The organism is Flagellimonas olearia, assembly GCF_004150225.1.
Lineage (GTDB): Bacteria > Bacteroidota > Bacteroidia > Flavobacteriales > Flavobacteriaceae > Flagellimonas > Flagellimonas olearia.
Genome location: NZ_ML142908.1, coordinates 268,025 through 282,912 on the forward strand (window position 1 = coordinate 268,025; position 14,888 = coordinate 282,912).

Annotated in this window: 15 protein-coding genes; 3 read left to right on the forward strand and 12 right to left on the reverse strand. The window is 44.4% G+C overall.

What is annotated here, in order from left to right:
• Positions 1–6 precede the first annotated feature (6 nt).
• Positions 7–648 carry a hypothetical protein gene (locus DN53_RS06410; RefSeq protein WP_129653568.1) on the forward strand — a complete coding sequence of 214 codons (642 nt, stop codon included), beginning with the start codon at positions 7–9 and terminating at the stop codon, positions 646–648.
• Here DN53_RS06410 and DN53_RS06415 read toward each other — a convergent pair whose 3' ends face one another.
• The 10 genes from DN53_RS06415 to trmB form a co-directional block, all read right to left on the reverse strand.
• Positions 649–2,811, reverse strand: coding sequence for an acylase (locus DN53_RS06415; RefSeq protein ID WP_129653569.1), 2,163 nt, complete (start codon positions 2,809–2,811; stop codon positions 649–651).
• A 48-nt stretch (positions 2,812–2,859) separates the two neighbouring features.
• Positions 2,860–3,894 carry a TPM domain-containing protein gene (locus DN53_RS06420; RefSeq protein WP_129653570.1) on the reverse strand — a complete coding sequence of 345 codons (1,035 nt, stop codon included), beginning with the start codon at positions 3,892–3,894 and terminating at the stop codon, positions 2,860–2,862.
• Positions 3,895–3,959: 65 nt separating this feature from the next.
• Positions 3,960–4,292, reverse strand: a complete 333-nt coding sequence (locus DN53_RS06425; RefSeq protein WP_129653571.1) for a 2Fe-2S iron-sulfur cluster-binding protein — start codon at positions 4,290–4,292, stop codon at positions 3,960–3,962.
• Between the two features lie 25 nt (positions 4,293–4,317).
• On the reverse strand, positions 4,318–4,674 hold the full coding sequence (locus DN53_RS06430; protein WP_129653572.1) for a four helix bundle protein: 357 nt from the start codon (positions 4,672–4,674) through the stop codon (positions 4,318–4,320).
• Between the two features lie 30 nt (positions 4,675–4,704).
• The gene (locus DN53_RS06435; RefSeq protein ID WP_129653573.1) at positions 4,705–5,763 is read right to left on the reverse strand and encodes an NAD(P)/FAD-dependent oxidoreductase; all 1,059 of its coding nucleotides are present in this window, start codon (positions 5,761–5,763) and stop codon (positions 4,705–4,707) included.
• A gap of 65 nt (positions 5,764–5,828) precedes the next feature.
• Entirely contained in the window at positions 5,829–6,068 is a 240-nt protein-coding gene (locus DN53_RS06440; protein WP_129653574.1) for a NifU family protein, read from the reverse strand.
• A gap of 2 nt (positions 6,069–6,070) precedes the next feature.
• Positions 6,071–7,210: an Mrp/NBP35 family ATP-binding protein gene (locus DN53_RS06445; protein WP_129653575.1), complete on the reverse strand. Its 1,140-nt coding sequence runs from the start codon at positions 7,208–7,210 to the stop codon at positions 6,071–6,073.
• 127 nt (positions 7,211–7,337) lie between these two features.
• On the reverse strand, positions 7,338–7,664 hold the full coding sequence (locus DN53_RS06450; protein ID WP_129653576.1) for an MGMT family protein: 327 nt from the start codon (positions 7,662–7,664) through the stop codon (positions 7,338–7,340).
• A 1-nt stretch (position 7,665) separates the two neighbouring features.
• Positions 7,666–8,295: a LysE family transporter gene (locus DN53_RS06455; RefSeq protein WP_129653577.1), complete on the reverse strand. Its 630-nt coding sequence runs from the start codon at positions 8,293–8,295 to the stop codon at positions 7,666–7,668.
• A gap of 3 nt (positions 8,296–8,298) precedes the next feature.
• Positions 8,299–8,967, reverse strand: a complete 669-nt coding sequence (gene trmB / locus DN53_RS06460; protein WP_129653578.1) for a tRNA (guanosine(46)-N7)-methyltransferase TrmB — start codon at positions 8,965–8,967, stop codon at positions 8,299–8,301.
• Positions 8,968–9,050: 83 nt separating this feature from the next.
• Between trmB and DN53_RS06465 the strand changes: the two genes are divergently transcribed.
• Positions 9,051–10,166 (forward strand): glycosyltransferase, encoded by a 1,116-nt coding sequence (locus DN53_RS06465; protein ID WP_129653579.1) that lies wholly within the window; start codon positions 9,051–9,053, stop codon positions 10,164–10,166.
• On the opposite strand, the gene DN53_RS06470 is transcribed toward DN53_RS06465, so the two are convergent.
• Positions 10,088–11,146 carry a sensor histidine kinase gene (locus DN53_RS06470; protein ID WP_129653580.1) on the reverse strand — a complete coding sequence of 353 codons (1,059 nt, stop codon included), beginning with the start codon at positions 11,144–11,146 and terminating at the stop codon, positions 10,088–10,090. The two genes, DN53_RS06465 and DN53_RS06470, sit on opposite strands and share 79 nt — an antisense overlap.
• Positions 11,146–11,832: a response regulator transcription factor gene (locus DN53_RS06475; protein ID WP_129653581.1), complete on the reverse strand. Its 687-nt coding sequence runs from the start codon at positions 11,830–11,832 to the stop codon at positions 11,146–11,148. The genes DN53_RS06470 and DN53_RS06475 overlap by 1 nt, the downstream gene beginning before the upstream one ends.
• 193 nt (positions 11,833–12,025) lie before the next feature.
• Between DN53_RS06475 and DN53_RS06480 the strand changes: the two genes are divergently transcribed.
• Positions 12,026–14,860 (forward strand): TonB-dependent receptor, encoded by a 2,835-nt coding sequence (locus DN53_RS06480; RefSeq protein ID WP_242502083.1) that lies wholly within the window; start codon positions 12,026–12,028, stop codon positions 14,858–14,860.
• The last annotated feature ends 28 nt before the right edge of the window (positions 14,861–14,888 follow it).

Genomic DNA, 14,888 nt, shown 5'->3' on the forward strand with positions numbered 1-14,888 from the left:
GTTGTTATGAAAAAGCTGGTTTTTGTTCTTCTGGGTTTTTTATTGGGAATCAGTGTTTTGAAAGCGCAATCCGATCTTCCCACTACCCGTCCCCTAAAAATTGGTGAACGGAATGATTTGGACATTAAGTCCAGCAATCAAGGGACACTCCTACGCATGCCTTCCGTTCTTGATGAAAACCTTTCGGACAAAAATGACAAGCCAGGAGTTAAAATGCTGCCGGACAGAGAACTTTTACAAGCGGGTCATGATATGGTCATTGATCCCAAAGTAGGGGAAAAGGAAAAAAAGAGCTCCAATGAGCATTTTGGGGACCAATATTTGGGAGATTTCAAGACCACATCAAAATTTGTGGGCATTGTTTGCCGAGATCACGAATATGTGGATGGAGACCGTATCAAAATCTACCTCAATGGTGATGTAGTGGAATACAATCTTTTGCTCACCGGTTCTTTTAAAGGCATCAATATTGATTTGGTAAAAGGATTCAACCGCATTGAATTTGAAGCCCTCAACCAAGGATCTTCGGGCCCCAATACGGCCCAAGTGGTGGTGGCCGATGAGAATGGCGAGGTAATCCACAATAACCGCTGGAACCTTTCAACCGGTTCTCGGGCCAGTTTAATCATCGTCAAGGAAGACGAATGATCATTCCCCCGGCCTGTAAGTCCGTTTGGCCCTTTTTAACACATCTTCCTTATAGTAAGCGGCATCTTTGAATTCCATATCGGCGTATCGTTGCGCTTGATCATTGAAATGGGGTGAATCTGGGTCTCCACTCTGCCCTCCGGCCAACATGGTCTTTGCCTTTACCTTGTCCCCAAATTCCACCGCAGCCACAAAACTGTTGCCCCGAGTGCCATAGATTTTTTTGGTGTTGTTGTCGTATCGTGCCCCATAGGCCGCCAAAGCTCCCCAAGTGCCACTGGCAAAACCAATGGGAATACTGGGTTTGGCATCGTCAAAAGGTTGTCGGATATCCCCATTTAACCTTTGATATCGGTTCACCTCGCCCCACGGCATGTTCCAAGTACCAAAATCATTTTCGAGTGTTTCTACCACCTCTTTAAAAACTTCCAGTTTTTTCTCATCTGGCCAATCACTTCCCCAATATTCGACCCATTGCATAGAATACATACCTTCTGGCCGCTCCGCTTTGCTATAGCATGCCATCCCATAATAATGGGCCAAGGTCATGGCCACAGATTCTTTGGAAGTGGCAAAATCCCAATTGCGCAATTCGTCAATGGCATCTTTTAATTCGAGTGATGGATAGGTATCATACGCTTGTACCAATCCTGGAATCAATGCCTTAAAGGCTGGCAAATAGGGGTCATGGGCCAAATGGATAAGACTGTCCAACGTATAACCACTTCTTCCTGTCAAGAGTTCAATGGCATGGATTCCCCTAAAATTTTCTTGGTCCCGGGACATGTACTTGGGGTAATCTTCCCGCTTGGGGCTGAATTCCAACGCCGAAGTATAGGGAGTTGAGTTGCAATTCTGGATCCAGCCATTTTCTGGGTTCAACACCAGAATATTTTCATCAACCGTGTGCAAACCTTGCCAATCGGTTTTTGGATTGCTCCCATCCACGGGTTGCGTAAAGTCAAAAATCGTATCCCGTTTGGGAACAAAGTTCCCATGGAAATAGGCAATATTCCCCTCGGCATCCGCATAGACCGTATTGTTGGATGAGTTGGTACGGATGTCCATCATCTCCCGAAACCCATCATACCCCTCCTGTTTGGTTCGGATATAGGATTGCTCCAAGGCTTTGACCGGTTCCCACATCATGGCGCTTGCCGTCCATTGGCCATCCACCATATGGGTTATGGGTCCGTGATGGGTGCGGTACATCGGAAAGATTTTCTCTTTCATGCTATCGCCCTCCTTGTATTTTAAGGTCACCTCCAAAGAATCCACGGGGCGCAATTCATCTCCGTAGGCATAGAACAACTTGTTGTTATTTTTGACCACAGTTTCCTTGAATTCATCCATCACATCGGTATAGGTTGATGTGTGCATCCATCCTGTTTTTTCATTGAAGCCCTGGTATACAAAAAATTGACCCCAAGTAACGGCACCGTAGGCATTCAACCCCTCTTCGCTCACCACATGCACCTCTCCCCTAAAATAGAATGAGGTATGTGGGTTGATCAAAAGCATCGCGTTACCCGATTGCGTCAGTTCCCCAGAAATGGCAATCCCGTTAGATCCTTGGGGTTCTGCCATCTCCTCTTTTTGTTGCTGTTTGATCAATTCCATTTCGGGGATTTCCATCCCGCTTTCATAAAATGCCTTGATCTTTGGGATGGAAATACGTTCAATATCTCCCCCAATGGACCCCTCACTGAAATACATGGGCATCCATGGCTCAAAACGGGTCAACAATCTCGGTTTTACTTCAGGATGGGTATATAGATAATAGTTGATGCCATCCGCAAAGGCATTGCACAATTCTTTTAACCATTCCGGGCTTTCCCCATATTTTGCCTTGGCCTCTTCCTCGGTCATGAACAACTTGGCCCTTAGGTCGCTGTACAATGCTTCTTCCCCTTCAACTTCCGCCAAACGACCTGTGGCCCAGATGTAATTCTGCTCCACACGGTTAAAATCGTCCTCACATTGGGCATATAGCAATCCAAAAACAGCATCCGCATCCGTTTTTCCATAAATATGGGGCACCCCAAAGTCATCTCGGATAATAGTGATATCATTGGCCTGTGCTTCCCATTTTTCAATTTCTGATGATGGCTTGGGCGTGCAGGAAGCCAGTACTAAAAAAGCAGATAGAAGGAATGCTCTCATTTTGAGGTAGTTTGTTTATGTTGTGAAAATACAGGAATTCCCATTGATTTACCAACTGCCGCTGGCACCGCCTCCTCCAGAGCTTCCCCCACCACCTGAAAAACTGCTGGAACTGCCTCCCGAGCTCGAACCAAAGGAGTGGGTACCCGATGAGGAAAAGGTCTTGCTCATGTAACTGCTATCCGATTTCACCCAAGATAACTTGAAGTCTTCTTCTCCCTTTAACTTGATTTTCAAAATGGCTAGAAGAATGGTGAACAATATAAATCCGCCTATTGCGTAATAGAGCCATGAAAGGTCTCCCGACCATTGTTCCAGATCAAAATCCAATCCATAAAACATGGATAGAAAAAATAAGGGCATTAGAATAAATACCAATCCGAAAGCAATCTGCATCAGTGAAAAAACCATCATGAAAATACCGGGGAACAGTCCCAACTTCCCAATAAACATGCCCCTGAACATTTCCAAAAATCCGGTATATGCCTTGTAAAAGACAAATCCCCCTCCCGCTATAAAAACCGAAAGGAATACAGTGATGATCACCATAGCCCACCATGGCATTTCATTCTCGGCCTCTATTGCTGCGTTAAACTCGTCGAGGGCTTCGGGGTCAAGGAGAAATTCAATAATCTGATCCGTGGCCAAATCCAGCCCTCCAAAATAGTCTTCCTCCTTGAATTTGGGGATCATGGTGTTTCTGATGATCCGAGATGCCACGGCATCCGTGATATGGGGTTCCAAACCATATCCCACCTCAATGCGTACTTCCCGGTCATTTTGGGAGAAAAGTATCAAAATGCCATTGTCTTTTTCCTCTTGTCCCAATCGGTTTTGGTTGAAGGTGCCATTGGCATATTCCTCAATAGTTTCATCACCCAATTCGGTGATGGTAAGAATCACCAATTGGTTGGTGGTCTCCGATTCAAAACGGTTGAGTTTGGTCGTTAATGAGCTAAGCTGTTCCGGTGTAAAGATTTGCGCACTATCGGTAACAATGGCCCTCAAGTCCGGATACGATTGTTGGGCAAAACCCAAAACCGACATCAAAAGAAAAAAATGGAAAAGTAGCGCCTTTCTCATGTTGTGGTACAAGAAAGACTAAAGATAGGGTTTTGTTGCTTTTCAGAATCGGGTCTGCTACAGAACTAATCTTCCGCAGGGGCAAGCTCCACTTTAAGACCGTCCAAATCTTCGGTAATATGGATTTGACAGCCCAAACGACTATTATCCTTCACAAAAAAGGCCTCGGCCAACATAGCGTCCTCATCATCCGACTTTTCTGGAAGCTGATGGTCCGACTGCACATAGCACTGGCAGGAGGCACACATGGCCATTCCACCGCAAATCCCGATGGTGCCCTCAGGGGCCAATTCATAGGAACGGACCACTTCCATAAGGTTCATGTTCATGTCTGTTGGTGCATCCACTTCGTGTGCCACACCTTCTCTGTCAGTAATTGTAATCTTAATATCGCTCATTCGTAAAGGAAAAAGTGATTAGGGGTTAGGAATTGGTTTTCATGGATTTTATCAATCCGTATAATAGTTTTGAAACTTCATTGGTCGCATCAATTAGCAAATCTGCCTTTTTCTTCTCAATTAATTTCAATTTTATGGCAAGATAGAGCATTGATCTAACTTCACTATTGGAACCAAGGGAATAAAACAAAAATTTGGAAAAATCTGAATTTGAACTTCTTTCGAACCCTTCAGCAATATTATTGGAAATGGATACAGCAGCTCTTCTTATTTGGTCCCTAAATCCAAAATCATTGCAATTTTGAAACTCGGTATAAATCATCACACCAAGTTCTTGGGCTTTTTGCCAAACAATTAAATCTTCAAATCTTTGAACCGCCATACCTAGATCCTAGCTCCTAATTCCTGAAAGCTAATCTATTGCTTTGACCACGGCTTTGGGGGCTTCCTTCTTACTTCCGTCAAAACCGGTGACCCCTCCGACCGTTGTATATTTCATCACATATTTTTTATCAGGGTGGATACGTTGATAGGCACTTTGGCACATCAATGTGGCCTCATGGAACCCACATAGAATCAGTTTTAATTTCCCTGGATAGGTATTGACATCTCCAATGGCATAAATCCCTGGAATATTGGTCTGATAATCCAATGTGTTGTCCACCTTAATGGCATTTTTCTCAATTTCGAGTCCCCAGTTGGCAATGGGTCCCAATTTTGGTGAAAGTCCAAAGAGCGGGATAAAATGGTCTACCTCAACATCCATATCTTGGTCCGTATCCGTATTCTTGACCGTTACTTTATCCAGTTGGTCCGTACCATGCAAGGCCACTACCTCGCCAGGGGTGATCAGGTTGATTTTCCCTTGGTTTTTGAGATGCTGCACTTTTTCCACAGAATCCAAAGCCCCTCTAAATTCGTTTCGGCGGTGTACCAAAGTGACCTCATCGGCCACCTCGGCCAAAAAGATGGACCAGTCCAATGCGGAATCTCCTCCGCCGGCAATCAACACCTTTTTGTTCCGATACATTTCGGGTTCTTTGATCATGTAGGCCACCCCGTTGTCCTCATATTTGGACAAGTTCTCCAACAACGGTTTTCTAGGCTCAAAACTACCCAGTCCACCGGCAATGGCAACCACAGGAGCTTGGTGTTGGGTTCCTTTATTGGTAGTGACCACAAAAGAGCCATCTTCTTGCTTTTCTATGGTTTCTGCCCGTTCTCCCAAGGTAAATCCGGGTTGAAAGGGTTTGATCTGTTCCATGAGATTGTCCACTAATTCCCCAGCCAATACTTCGGGATAACCAGGAATGTCATAAATGGGCTTCTTTGGGTATATCTCGGCACATTGTCCTCCGGGTTGTGGCAAGGCATCGATCAAATGGCATTTGAGTTGCAATAGGCCCGCTTCAAAAACAGCAAAAAGACCCGTAGGTCCTGCTCCAATAATCAGTATATCGGTCTTAATCATTCAACAAAAATTTTGAGGGATGCAACTTACCACTTGCTTTGGAAAGGATTCATGATTTTTGTCATCTAACTTATGTTGATGACCTCCTCTATTTGTGGAACATATTTTTTGATGGTCATCTCCACACCGCTCTTGAGGGTCATTTGGTTGACACTGCATCCAATGCAGTTTCCTTCCAAACGTACCTTTACGGAACTGTCGTTATCTATTGAAATCAATGTAATGTCCCCGCCATCACTCTGAAGGAAAGGTCGGATTTCATCCAACGCCTTTTCTACATTGGTTTTAATCTCTTCTGATGTCATGCTCATTTCTTTTTAACGGCGGCACAACCAGCCATTGTTGTAATTTTTATTGCCTCGGTGGGAGGAAGGTCCGTGTTTCTCTTAACCAACTCCTGCACCACACTTTTTGTAAGTTCTTCAAAAGCCTCTTCTGTTGGGGTTGCCGTTTGCAATGCAGCCGGTCTCCCTACATCCCCTGCTTCCCGAATACTCTGGACCAACGGAATTTCTCCCAAAAAGGGAACCCCTAAATCCTCGGCCAAATTTTTGGCCCCGTTTTCCCCAAAGATATGGTATTTGTTGTTAGGCAGCTCTGCTGGAGTGAAATAGGCCATATTTTCCACGATTCCCAGAACAGGTACGTTGATGGCTTCCTGCTGGAACATGGCCACCCCTTTTCGGGCATCGGCCAATGCGATTTCCTGTGGGGTACTCACCACTACGGCCCCTGTTACAGGCATGGATTGCATGATACTCAAATGAATATCCCCAGTCCCGGGAGGCAAATCCAACAACAAAAAGTCCAACTCGCCCCAATGGGCATCAAAAATCATCTGGTTCAATGCCTTTGCGGCCATGGGTCCTCTCCAAATCACGGCTTGGTTAGGTTCTGTGAAAAAACCAATGGACAATAATTTGACCCCATAATTTTCAATGGGTTTCATTTTGGCCTTGCCGTTTACATTGATGGAGAGAGGTTTTTCTGTGGCCACATCGAACATAATGGGCATGGACGGTCCGTAGATGTCCGTATCCAAAAGCCCAACCTTAAAGCCCATTTTGGCCAAGGTAACCGCTAAGTTTGCCGTTACCGTGGATTTTCCCACACCGCCTTTTCCGGAGGCCACGGCGATAATATTCTGGATGCCAGGAATAGGGTTGCCCTTTATCTGGTTCACCTTGGGCTTGGCAGGGGCATCAACCTTTAGGTTGACTTTGATTTTGGCCTTTTCATAGACTTCGCTATGGATGATCTTTAAAATCTCCACTTCAGTCTTCTTTTTGGCCTGAAGACTTGGATTTTTTATGGTCACGTCCACTTCCACCTCATCACCAAACACTTGGACATTGGTCACCCCACCGCTTTCCACAATATTCTGACCTTCACCCGGTGCGGATATTTTTTCCAACGCTTTTAGGATATCTGCTTTTTTCAGCTTCATCAATCTTATTTTTTCTGCAGTCGTTTGTATTGATTCTAAATTACAAAGATACGCCTTAGGCATGGATTATTGGAAGTTTGCCCATTGAAAATGAAGATGGTGTGATTGGTACTGCTTATGCAAGTTTTTAGCCCAATTCTTTCATGGGATCCCAGAAGTATTTTTGGAAATCCACAATCTGGTTGTCCTTGACCTGGATGCCTTCGTTTTCCAAAAGCTGCTGCATGAGATTGGTCCCACCAAAATGGTGTTTCCCCGTTAACACTCCCACCCGGTTTACCACCCTGTGCGCAGGCACATCCTTTGCGGAGGAATTGTTCATGGCCCAGCCTACCATGCGGGCACTTCGAGCCGCTCCCAAATACTTGGCAATAGCCCCATACGAAGTGACCCTGCCATACGGAATCTGTTGGGCCACTTGATAGACTTTATCAAAAAAGCTCTCTTCTTTCATATCAGCGATAAAAAATCCGAATCAGGGTGATCACCAACAACACGAGCATGAGCGCACTTAAAATGTAGTTCGAGTTTTTTGAGAATCGGTTGGTCTTGGTCTCCAACTTATCAAAATAGAAGGTGTACAAATACAGTACCGAAAAGGTTCCGGCACCGGCAGCCACTACAAATGTGGTGATGTCCTTGGCCTCAAATTTTATCCATCCGGCTTCGTTCCACATGGCATTGAGCCCGCTGTAGTAAGGTATGGTCAGTAAATTCAAAGCCGCCAATAATACACCTTTGTAAAAACTGTTCTTTTTACTGACGTTGACCTGTTTGATTTTCTGTGTTTTATCTCGCTTTGCCGTAACAAAAAAGAAGACCGCAAAAAATGCAAACACCACAAGGGCAATTTTTAACAGCAGGTCTATTACCTCTGGATTTCTATACAAAAACTTGGAAATGAGCACGGCCACATACGCCTGTACCATGATCATTGAGGAAACGCCCAAACTAAAAATTATGCCGTTTATCTTTCCTTTTTCCACGCTGGTCTTGGCCGCATTCATGTTAAGCAACCCCGGTGGTACGGTAGCCATGAAGGCTGCCGAAAACGTGGCAAAAAAGAGGATGATAATATGGGTCATTGGTTAGTTGATCCTAAACTGAATATAGGTAATCGGTTTTCCTGCCTCAAGATACTGATTTTCATAGAATGTCTGTATTTCCAAAACTTCGGATGGACTACCCTCATTTCGGTACACATCATGGTTGGCATAGCAAATTTCATGCCCCAATCCTTGCAAAAGTCCCAAGGTGTACCCATGCATGTATTCACTATCGGTCTTTAGGTGGACAACTCCCTTGGGTTTAAGAATCTGCTTGTACTTTTGGAGAAACACGGGGTTGGTAAGACGGTGCTTGGTGCGTTTGTACTTGATCTGTGGGTCTGGGAATGTAATCCAGATTTCATCCACTTCGTTTTCGCCAAAAAGTTGATCTACCAACTCAATTTGGGTGCGCAAAAATGCCACATGGTCCAATCCATGTTCCAAGGCGGACTTGGCTCCCCGCCAGAACCGGGCTCCTTTGATATCGACCCCAATATAATTTTTGTCCGGGTTGCGTTGGGCCAGACCCACTGTGTACTCCCCTTTTCCACAGCCCAGTTCCAGGACAATGGGGTTATTGTTCTTGAAAAAAGTGTTCCACTTGCCTTTCCATTCAAATCCTTCCAAAACCTCATCCCTTGTAGGTTGTACCACATTGGTAAAAGTTTCGTTTTCCCTGAACCGTTTTAGTTTGTTCTTACTTCCCACCGCTTACAGATTGAGCAATAATTTAATGTTTTGGCAAAACTAAGGAAATCCACAAGCAATATGGATTTTGTTTTTTTGCATTTATGCAAAGTTCCAAACGCATTTTGGTAGCCCCATTGAATTGGGGATTGGGTCATGCCACACGTTGCATCCCCATTATACAGGCTTTATTGGACCACGGCCATCAGCCTTTTATTGCTTCGGATGGGGTTGCCCTATCCCTTTTACAAAAGGAATTTCCGGAATTGCCTTCGTTCGAATTGCCATCCTACAAAATCACCTATGCCGAAAAAGGAAAGAACTTTAAGATCAAAATGATCTGGGATTCACCCAAAGTTCTCAAGGCCATGGCCGATGAAAAGAAGGCCGTGAAGCAGTTGGTGAAGGAGTATGGGTTGGACGGTATCATTTCCGATAACCGATTGGGGGTGTTCTATAAAAAGGTGCCCTGTGTTTTTATTACCCACCAACTCAATGTGCTTTCTGGAAACACCACATGGATGAGTTCCAAGGCCCATCAAAAAATCATAAAGAAATTCAATGCCTGTTGGGTACCCGATGTGAAGGACAAACCCAACCTTACCGGAAAATTGGGACATCTAAAGAAATCCAAATTGAACATTCGGTATTTGGGTCCTTTGAGTCGATTTGAAAAAAGGGATTCTCCCATAGCCCATGATCTTATGGTCTTGCTATCCGGTCCGGAGCCGCAAAGAACCTTTTTGGAAGAAAAACTACTGTCCGAACTCCAAGGTTTTGAAGGGAACATACTTTTTGTGAAGGGGAAAATAGAAGAAACCCAGACCCAAGAAGAGCTATCAATCCCAAAAGGCTCCATCTTGCTGTATAATTTTATGCAGTCGCAAGAACTTCAAACGGCCTTAAACCAAAGTGCAAAGGTATTGTGCCGATCGGGGTACACCACGGTGATGGACTTGGCCAAACTGGAAAAAAAGGCTTTTTTTATTCCAACCCCGGGTCAATACGAGCAAGAATATTTGGCCAAACGATTGGAGAAACATGGATTGGTCCCCTACAGCCATCAAGAGGATTTTACTTTGGAAGACTTAAGCCGGATGGATGATTTTAAAGGCTTGACCCAATTCGAGTCGGAACTGGATTATTCGGATTTGTTTTCGGTCTTTTTCTCTAGGGTAAATGAAAATTCGGACCCGATACCCTCTTCACTTTCCACATAGATTTTCTCTCCATGGGCCTCTATGATGTGCTTTACAATGGAAAGACCCAAGCCTGAGCCTCCCTCGCTTCGGCTACCGCTTTGGTCCACTCGATAAAACCGCTCAAAAAGTCTGGGGATATGTTGTTTGGGGATACCTCCGCCATTATCCGTTACCCTTATGATGACTTTGTTCTTGATCAGGTTTTCCACACTTACCTCTGTGGTTCCCTTGGGGGAACCATACTTGATGGAGTTCACCAATAGGTTGCTGATCACTTGTTGTATCTTTTCCCGATCGGCATTGACATAGATTGGGTTAGGATATTCCATATCAAACGTTAAGGTGATCTCTTTTTGGGCCGCTTTCATCTCCAAAAGGTCAAATACATTTTGGATAAGCTCAATAATGTCAAAATTCTCGCGATCCAGTTTTAGCTCTCCTACTTCCAATTTGGTGATCAGGTCCAAGTCTTTCACGATATAGATCAAACGCTCTACACCCTTATTGGCGCGTTGCAGGTATTTTTCCCTGATTTTTTTGTCTTTCATGGCACCATCCAGTAGCGTAAGGATGTAGCCTTGCACGGTAAAAAGGGGGGTTTTTAGTTCATGGGATACGTTGCCTAAAAAATCCTTTCGGTATTCCTCCCTGATCTTTAAGGTATCTATCTCTATTTTTTTGCCCTCGGCGAACTTTTCTATCTCCTCGGTAAGGGTCTTCATATCCGTAGTGACCGGCTTTGAGGAAAAAGAAGAAGATTCCAGCAAAGAGACATCATCGTAGATTTTCTTGATACGTCTGTAGATAAAACGCTCCACCCGTATTTGGAGAACCGCAAAACAAATCACAAAGCAGCCCGCGGCATAGAATATGGTATACAACCACTCCACTTGCCCTTTTACAAACTGGAAGGCAATAATGGAGGCTGTGGTAAATAGGGTGATAAGAAGGGATGACCTTAAGGCAAACTTATAGGATTTCCGTATCTGAATGGCCATTATAGAACAAACTTATACCCTACACCCTTAACGGTTTTAAAGTGATGATCGCCTATTTTTTCACGAAGTTTTCTGATGTGCACGTCTATGGTACGTCCTCCAACGACCACCTCATTGCCCCAAACCTTATCCAAAATGACCTCTCTTTTGAAAACCTTGCTGGGCTTGGATGTCAAAAGTGACAACAATTCAAACTCTTTTCTGGGCAGTACAATTTCCTCACCATCATTGATGATCTTGTACTCTTCCCTATTGATGACAATATTACCCACCTTGACAATTTCCTCAAGATCTTTCTTTTCTTCCTTCAACCTTCGCAACAAGGCTTTCACCTTGCTCACCAAGACCTTTGGTTTTATGGGCTTGGTAATGTAATCATCGGCACCCGCATCAAAACCGGCTACTTGGGAATAGTCTTCCCCTCGGGCAGTAAGGAATGTGATGATGGTATTTTCCAATCCTGGGGTGTTACGGATCACCTCGCAGGCTTCAATGCCGTCCATTTCTGGCATCATAACGTCCATGATGATCAAATGCGGGTTCTTCTTCTTCGCCTTTGCAACTGCCTCCACACCGTTTTTGGCAGTAAAGACCTCATAGCCTTCAGAAGAAAGATTGTAGCTTACAATCTCCAGAATATCAGGCTCATCATCAACAAGTAAAATCTTAATATCCTTAGTTTTCATGGGATGGTATTTCTAAGTTAATCGCCCAAATGTAAAGATAATACTATAATGCCATAAATGCTTAACGTTGATTTAATCCCCTAACATTATTGTAACAGTTTTCCAATAAACACTTAACATACAGCTAACATCGCTTTTACAGGCCGTGGCGTTCTTTGCGCCAAATACTTAGCTGATAATGAAATATTTTTTAATGATTTTTACCCTTGCATGCACCATGCAAGTAGTAGCACAGCAAACCACAGGAAGTATCGTGGGTAAGCTGACCGACAAAGAGCTCAATGATGAGCCTTTAGCCTTTGCAAATGTACTTATTAAAGGTACCACAATGGGTACCACTTCAGATTTTGATGGTCTCTATGAGATTCCAAGCGTTGAGCCTGGAATCTACACGTTGACCTATAGCTATTTGGGCTATGAAACTGTTGAAATTCCAAATGTGGAAGTAATCGCCGGTAAGGTAACCAGTGTAAACGTTCCCATGAGCGCATCTTCTGGATTGGCCTTGGACGAAGTTGTAGTGACCACCGTTGCCCGGAAGGATTCAGAAATTGCATTGCTTTTGGACCAAAAGAGAGCCATTACCTTGGAAACCTCCATTGGAGCCCAGGAATTGGCCAGAAAAGGGGCCAGTGATGCCGCTACGGCCGTTACCAAAGTTACTGGGATTTCCCGCGAAGAAGGTTCCAACAATGTTTATGTAAGAGGTTTGGGAGACCGATTCAACATTACCACCCTCAATGGGCTTCCATTACCCTCCAACAACACCGCCAAAAAGAACATTGACTTGAGCTTGTTTGGCACCAGCATTATTGAATCCATAGGAATAGACAAGACCTATAATGCACAAAACTATGGTGACTTTGGTGGGGCGAACATCAATATTGTATCCCGCAACTATACCGGTTCCGGTTTTATGGAGCTTGGCGTAGGTTCAGGAGTCAACACCGAAGCTATTGGTGTTGATGATTTTTACTTGTTCGACGGGCCCAATTTCACCGGGTTTTATGACAAATCCATCCCTAGTGGGGCCTTCAACAATAGTTTTGATACCAGTTGGGACCGCGAAAGCAAGAGCACGCCCATCAATTCCAACATTTCGCTTAAGGGAGGGGATTCCTTCAATATTGGTGAAAACTCCAAATTGAGCTTCTTTGCCGTTGGTTCGTTCAGCAATGGAAACTCTTATAGGGAAGGTGTGAACCGAGGTGCCCCCAACTTGGGAACCGGATTGCCCAATTCTGACTTTGATTATCAAAAATACAGCTACAAAACGGCCACTACCCTTATGGGTAACGTGGGACTTCGTTTAGGTAGTGCCCATGATATCCGATACAACTATTTATTGCTCAACAATACCGAGCAAAAACATGAGGAGTTCAACGGTATTTTGGATAGGGAAGATGATGCCCCCAACGGAGGAGGTTTCATCCAACGGAATACTTTTGAGAAGACCTTGCTTGCGGTTAACCAATTGTTGGGAAGCCACGATGTAAGTGAAAAATTTGAAGTGAACTGGGGCTTGGGATACAACTATGTACAGAACTTGATTCCAGACCGTCGTCAAAATATTCTTTTGCCGTACTCCAACAACGACCCCGAAGGACCTAAATCCTTTAGATTGGTTTCCGCTGCCTCGGCAAACCATAGGTTTTTCCAAGAGCTACAAGAGGAGGAAGTCTCTGCCAACCTATCAACTTCTTTCAAATTCAAGAAAAACGAGGAGGATGGATTTGACGGAAAACTTACCGTGGGATACAACGGTCGTTTAAAAAATGTTGCTTTTGACGCCACACAGTTCAACTACCAAATTTTGAACGTGGCCAACCAACCTTTTGTTGACCCATACAACATTGATGCGTATTTTGATGAATATGGTCCCAACTCCGGTTTTTGGCAAATACGGACTTTTAGGGGAACTGCTTCCACGGAAGGCGCCCTTGACCCACAGACCTACGGTGGAGAGCAGCAGATCCATGCAGGATATTTGACCTTGGAATACAAATTTTCTCCCAAATTCACTTTGTTTGCCGGTGCAAGGGGTGAGCAAATCACCCAGAACATTGACTGGAGTACCGTTATCCAAGGCGATGACAGTAGTGAATTGGACACCTTTGAGTTCTTGCCTTCGCTAGCCTTCAAATATGAGTTGAACGAAAAGCAAAACCTAAGGTTTGCGGCCAGTAAAACCTATACGTTGCCACAATTCAAGGAACGGGCACCCTTCCTGTTCCAAGAAGAGATCAACCAAGATACCCAAGGTAACCCCGCTTTACAGAACTCCACCAATTACAATTTTGACCTACGATGGGAATTGTTCCCTTCTTCAAGCGAATTGGTATCCTTTGCCGTATTTGGGAAGTATATTGAAAACCCCATCAACACTTTCTTGATCGTATCGGCCGCCAACAATTTAAGTTATGCCAATACCGGCGACCATGCCACGGCCTTTGGTGCTGAGTTGGAAGTGAAACTGGACGTGATAGAAAACGAAAGGGAAACCGCCGAAAGCATATTGACCGACAGACTGTCCATTGGCGGTAACGTTTCCTACTTGAACACCAATCAAGAATTGGACTACCAAAAAGTTTCGGATGAAACCATGTTTGCAGCTGCGTTCACCAATACCAAAGCGCCACTGCAGGGGGCATCTGACTTTATTTTCAATCTCGATGCCAGTTACTACACGGAGTTTTCCGAGAACAGAAACCTGAGATCTACGGTTGCGGCCAACTATTTCTCTGACCGTATTTACGCTTTGGGAAGTACCGGTAGAGGGCATTTGGTAGACAAAGGTTTTGTTACCCTTGATTGGATTACCGCAGTGGAATTGGGAGACCATTTTGGCATTGGGCTGAACATGAGAAACCTCTTAAACCCAACCATTGAAAGGATCAATGAAAATGCAAAAGGGGATTTGGACACCGAAAACCCTGCTATTCCAGGATTTTTGACAGATGGCCCGGTGACCGCTTTGTCCTATAAAAAGGGGGTCGACTTTAGTCTATCCTTGACCTATAAATTCTAAGCATATTGAATATCAACCAGTAAATGAA

Bases quoted from the DNA above. Each gene is read 5' to 3' on its own strand.
- DN53_RS06455 (WP_129653577.1), bottom strand. From the start codon at position 8,295: ATGACCCATATTATCATCCTCTTTTTTGCCACGTTTTCGGCAGCCTTC.
- DN53_RS06445 (WP_129653575.1), bottom strand. From the start codon at position 7,210: ATGAAGCTGAAAAAAGCAGATATCCTAAAAGCGTTGGAAAAAATATCC.
- DN53_RS06430 (WP_129653572.1), bottom strand. From the start codon at position 4,674: ATGGCGGTTCAAAGATTTGAAGATTTAATTGTTTGGCAAAAAGCCCAA.
- DN53_RS06480 (WP_242502083.1), top strand. From the start codon at position 12,026: ATGATTTTTACCCTTGCATGCACCATGCAAGTAGTAGCACAGCAAACC.
- DN53_RS06420 (WP_129653570.1), bottom strand. From the start codon at position 3,894: ATGAGAAAGGCGCTACTTTTCCATTTTTTTCTTTTGATGTCGGTTTTG.
- DN53_RS06440 (WP_129653574.1), bottom strand. From the start codon at position 6,068: ATGACATCAGAAGAGATTAAAACCAATGTAGAAAAGGCGTTGGATGAA.
- DN53_RS06410 (WP_129653568.1), top strand. From the start codon at position 7: ATGAAAAAGCTGGTTTTTGTTCTTCTGGGTTTTTTATTGGGAATCAGT.
- DN53_RS06475 (WP_129653581.1), bottom strand. From the start codon at position 11,832: ATGAAAACTAAGGATATTAAGATTTTACTTGTTGATGATGAGCCTGAT.
- DN53_RS06435 (WP_129653573.1), bottom strand. From the start codon at position 5,763: ATGATTAAGACCGATATACTGATTATTGGAGCAGGACCTACGGGTCTT.
- DN53_RS06425 (WP_129653571.1), bottom strand. From the start codon at position 4,292: ATGAGCGATATTAAGATTACAATTACTGACAGAGAAGGTGTGGCACAC.
- DN53_RS06470 (WP_129653580.1), bottom strand. From the start codon at position 11,146: ATGGCCATTCAGATACGGAAATCCTATAAGTTTGCCTTAAGGTCATCC.
- DN53_RS06415 (WP_129653569.1), bottom strand. From the start codon at position 2,811: ATGAGAGCATTCCTTCTATCTGCTTTTTTAGTACTGGCTTCCTGCACG.
- DN53_RS06465 (WP_129653579.1), top strand. From the start codon at position 9,051: ATGCAAAGTTCCAAACGCATTTTGGTAGCCCCATTGAATTGGGGATTG.
- DN53_RS06450 (WP_129653576.1), bottom strand. From the start codon at position 7,664: ATGAAAGAAGAGAGCTTTTTTGATAAAGTCTATCAAGTGGCCCAACAG.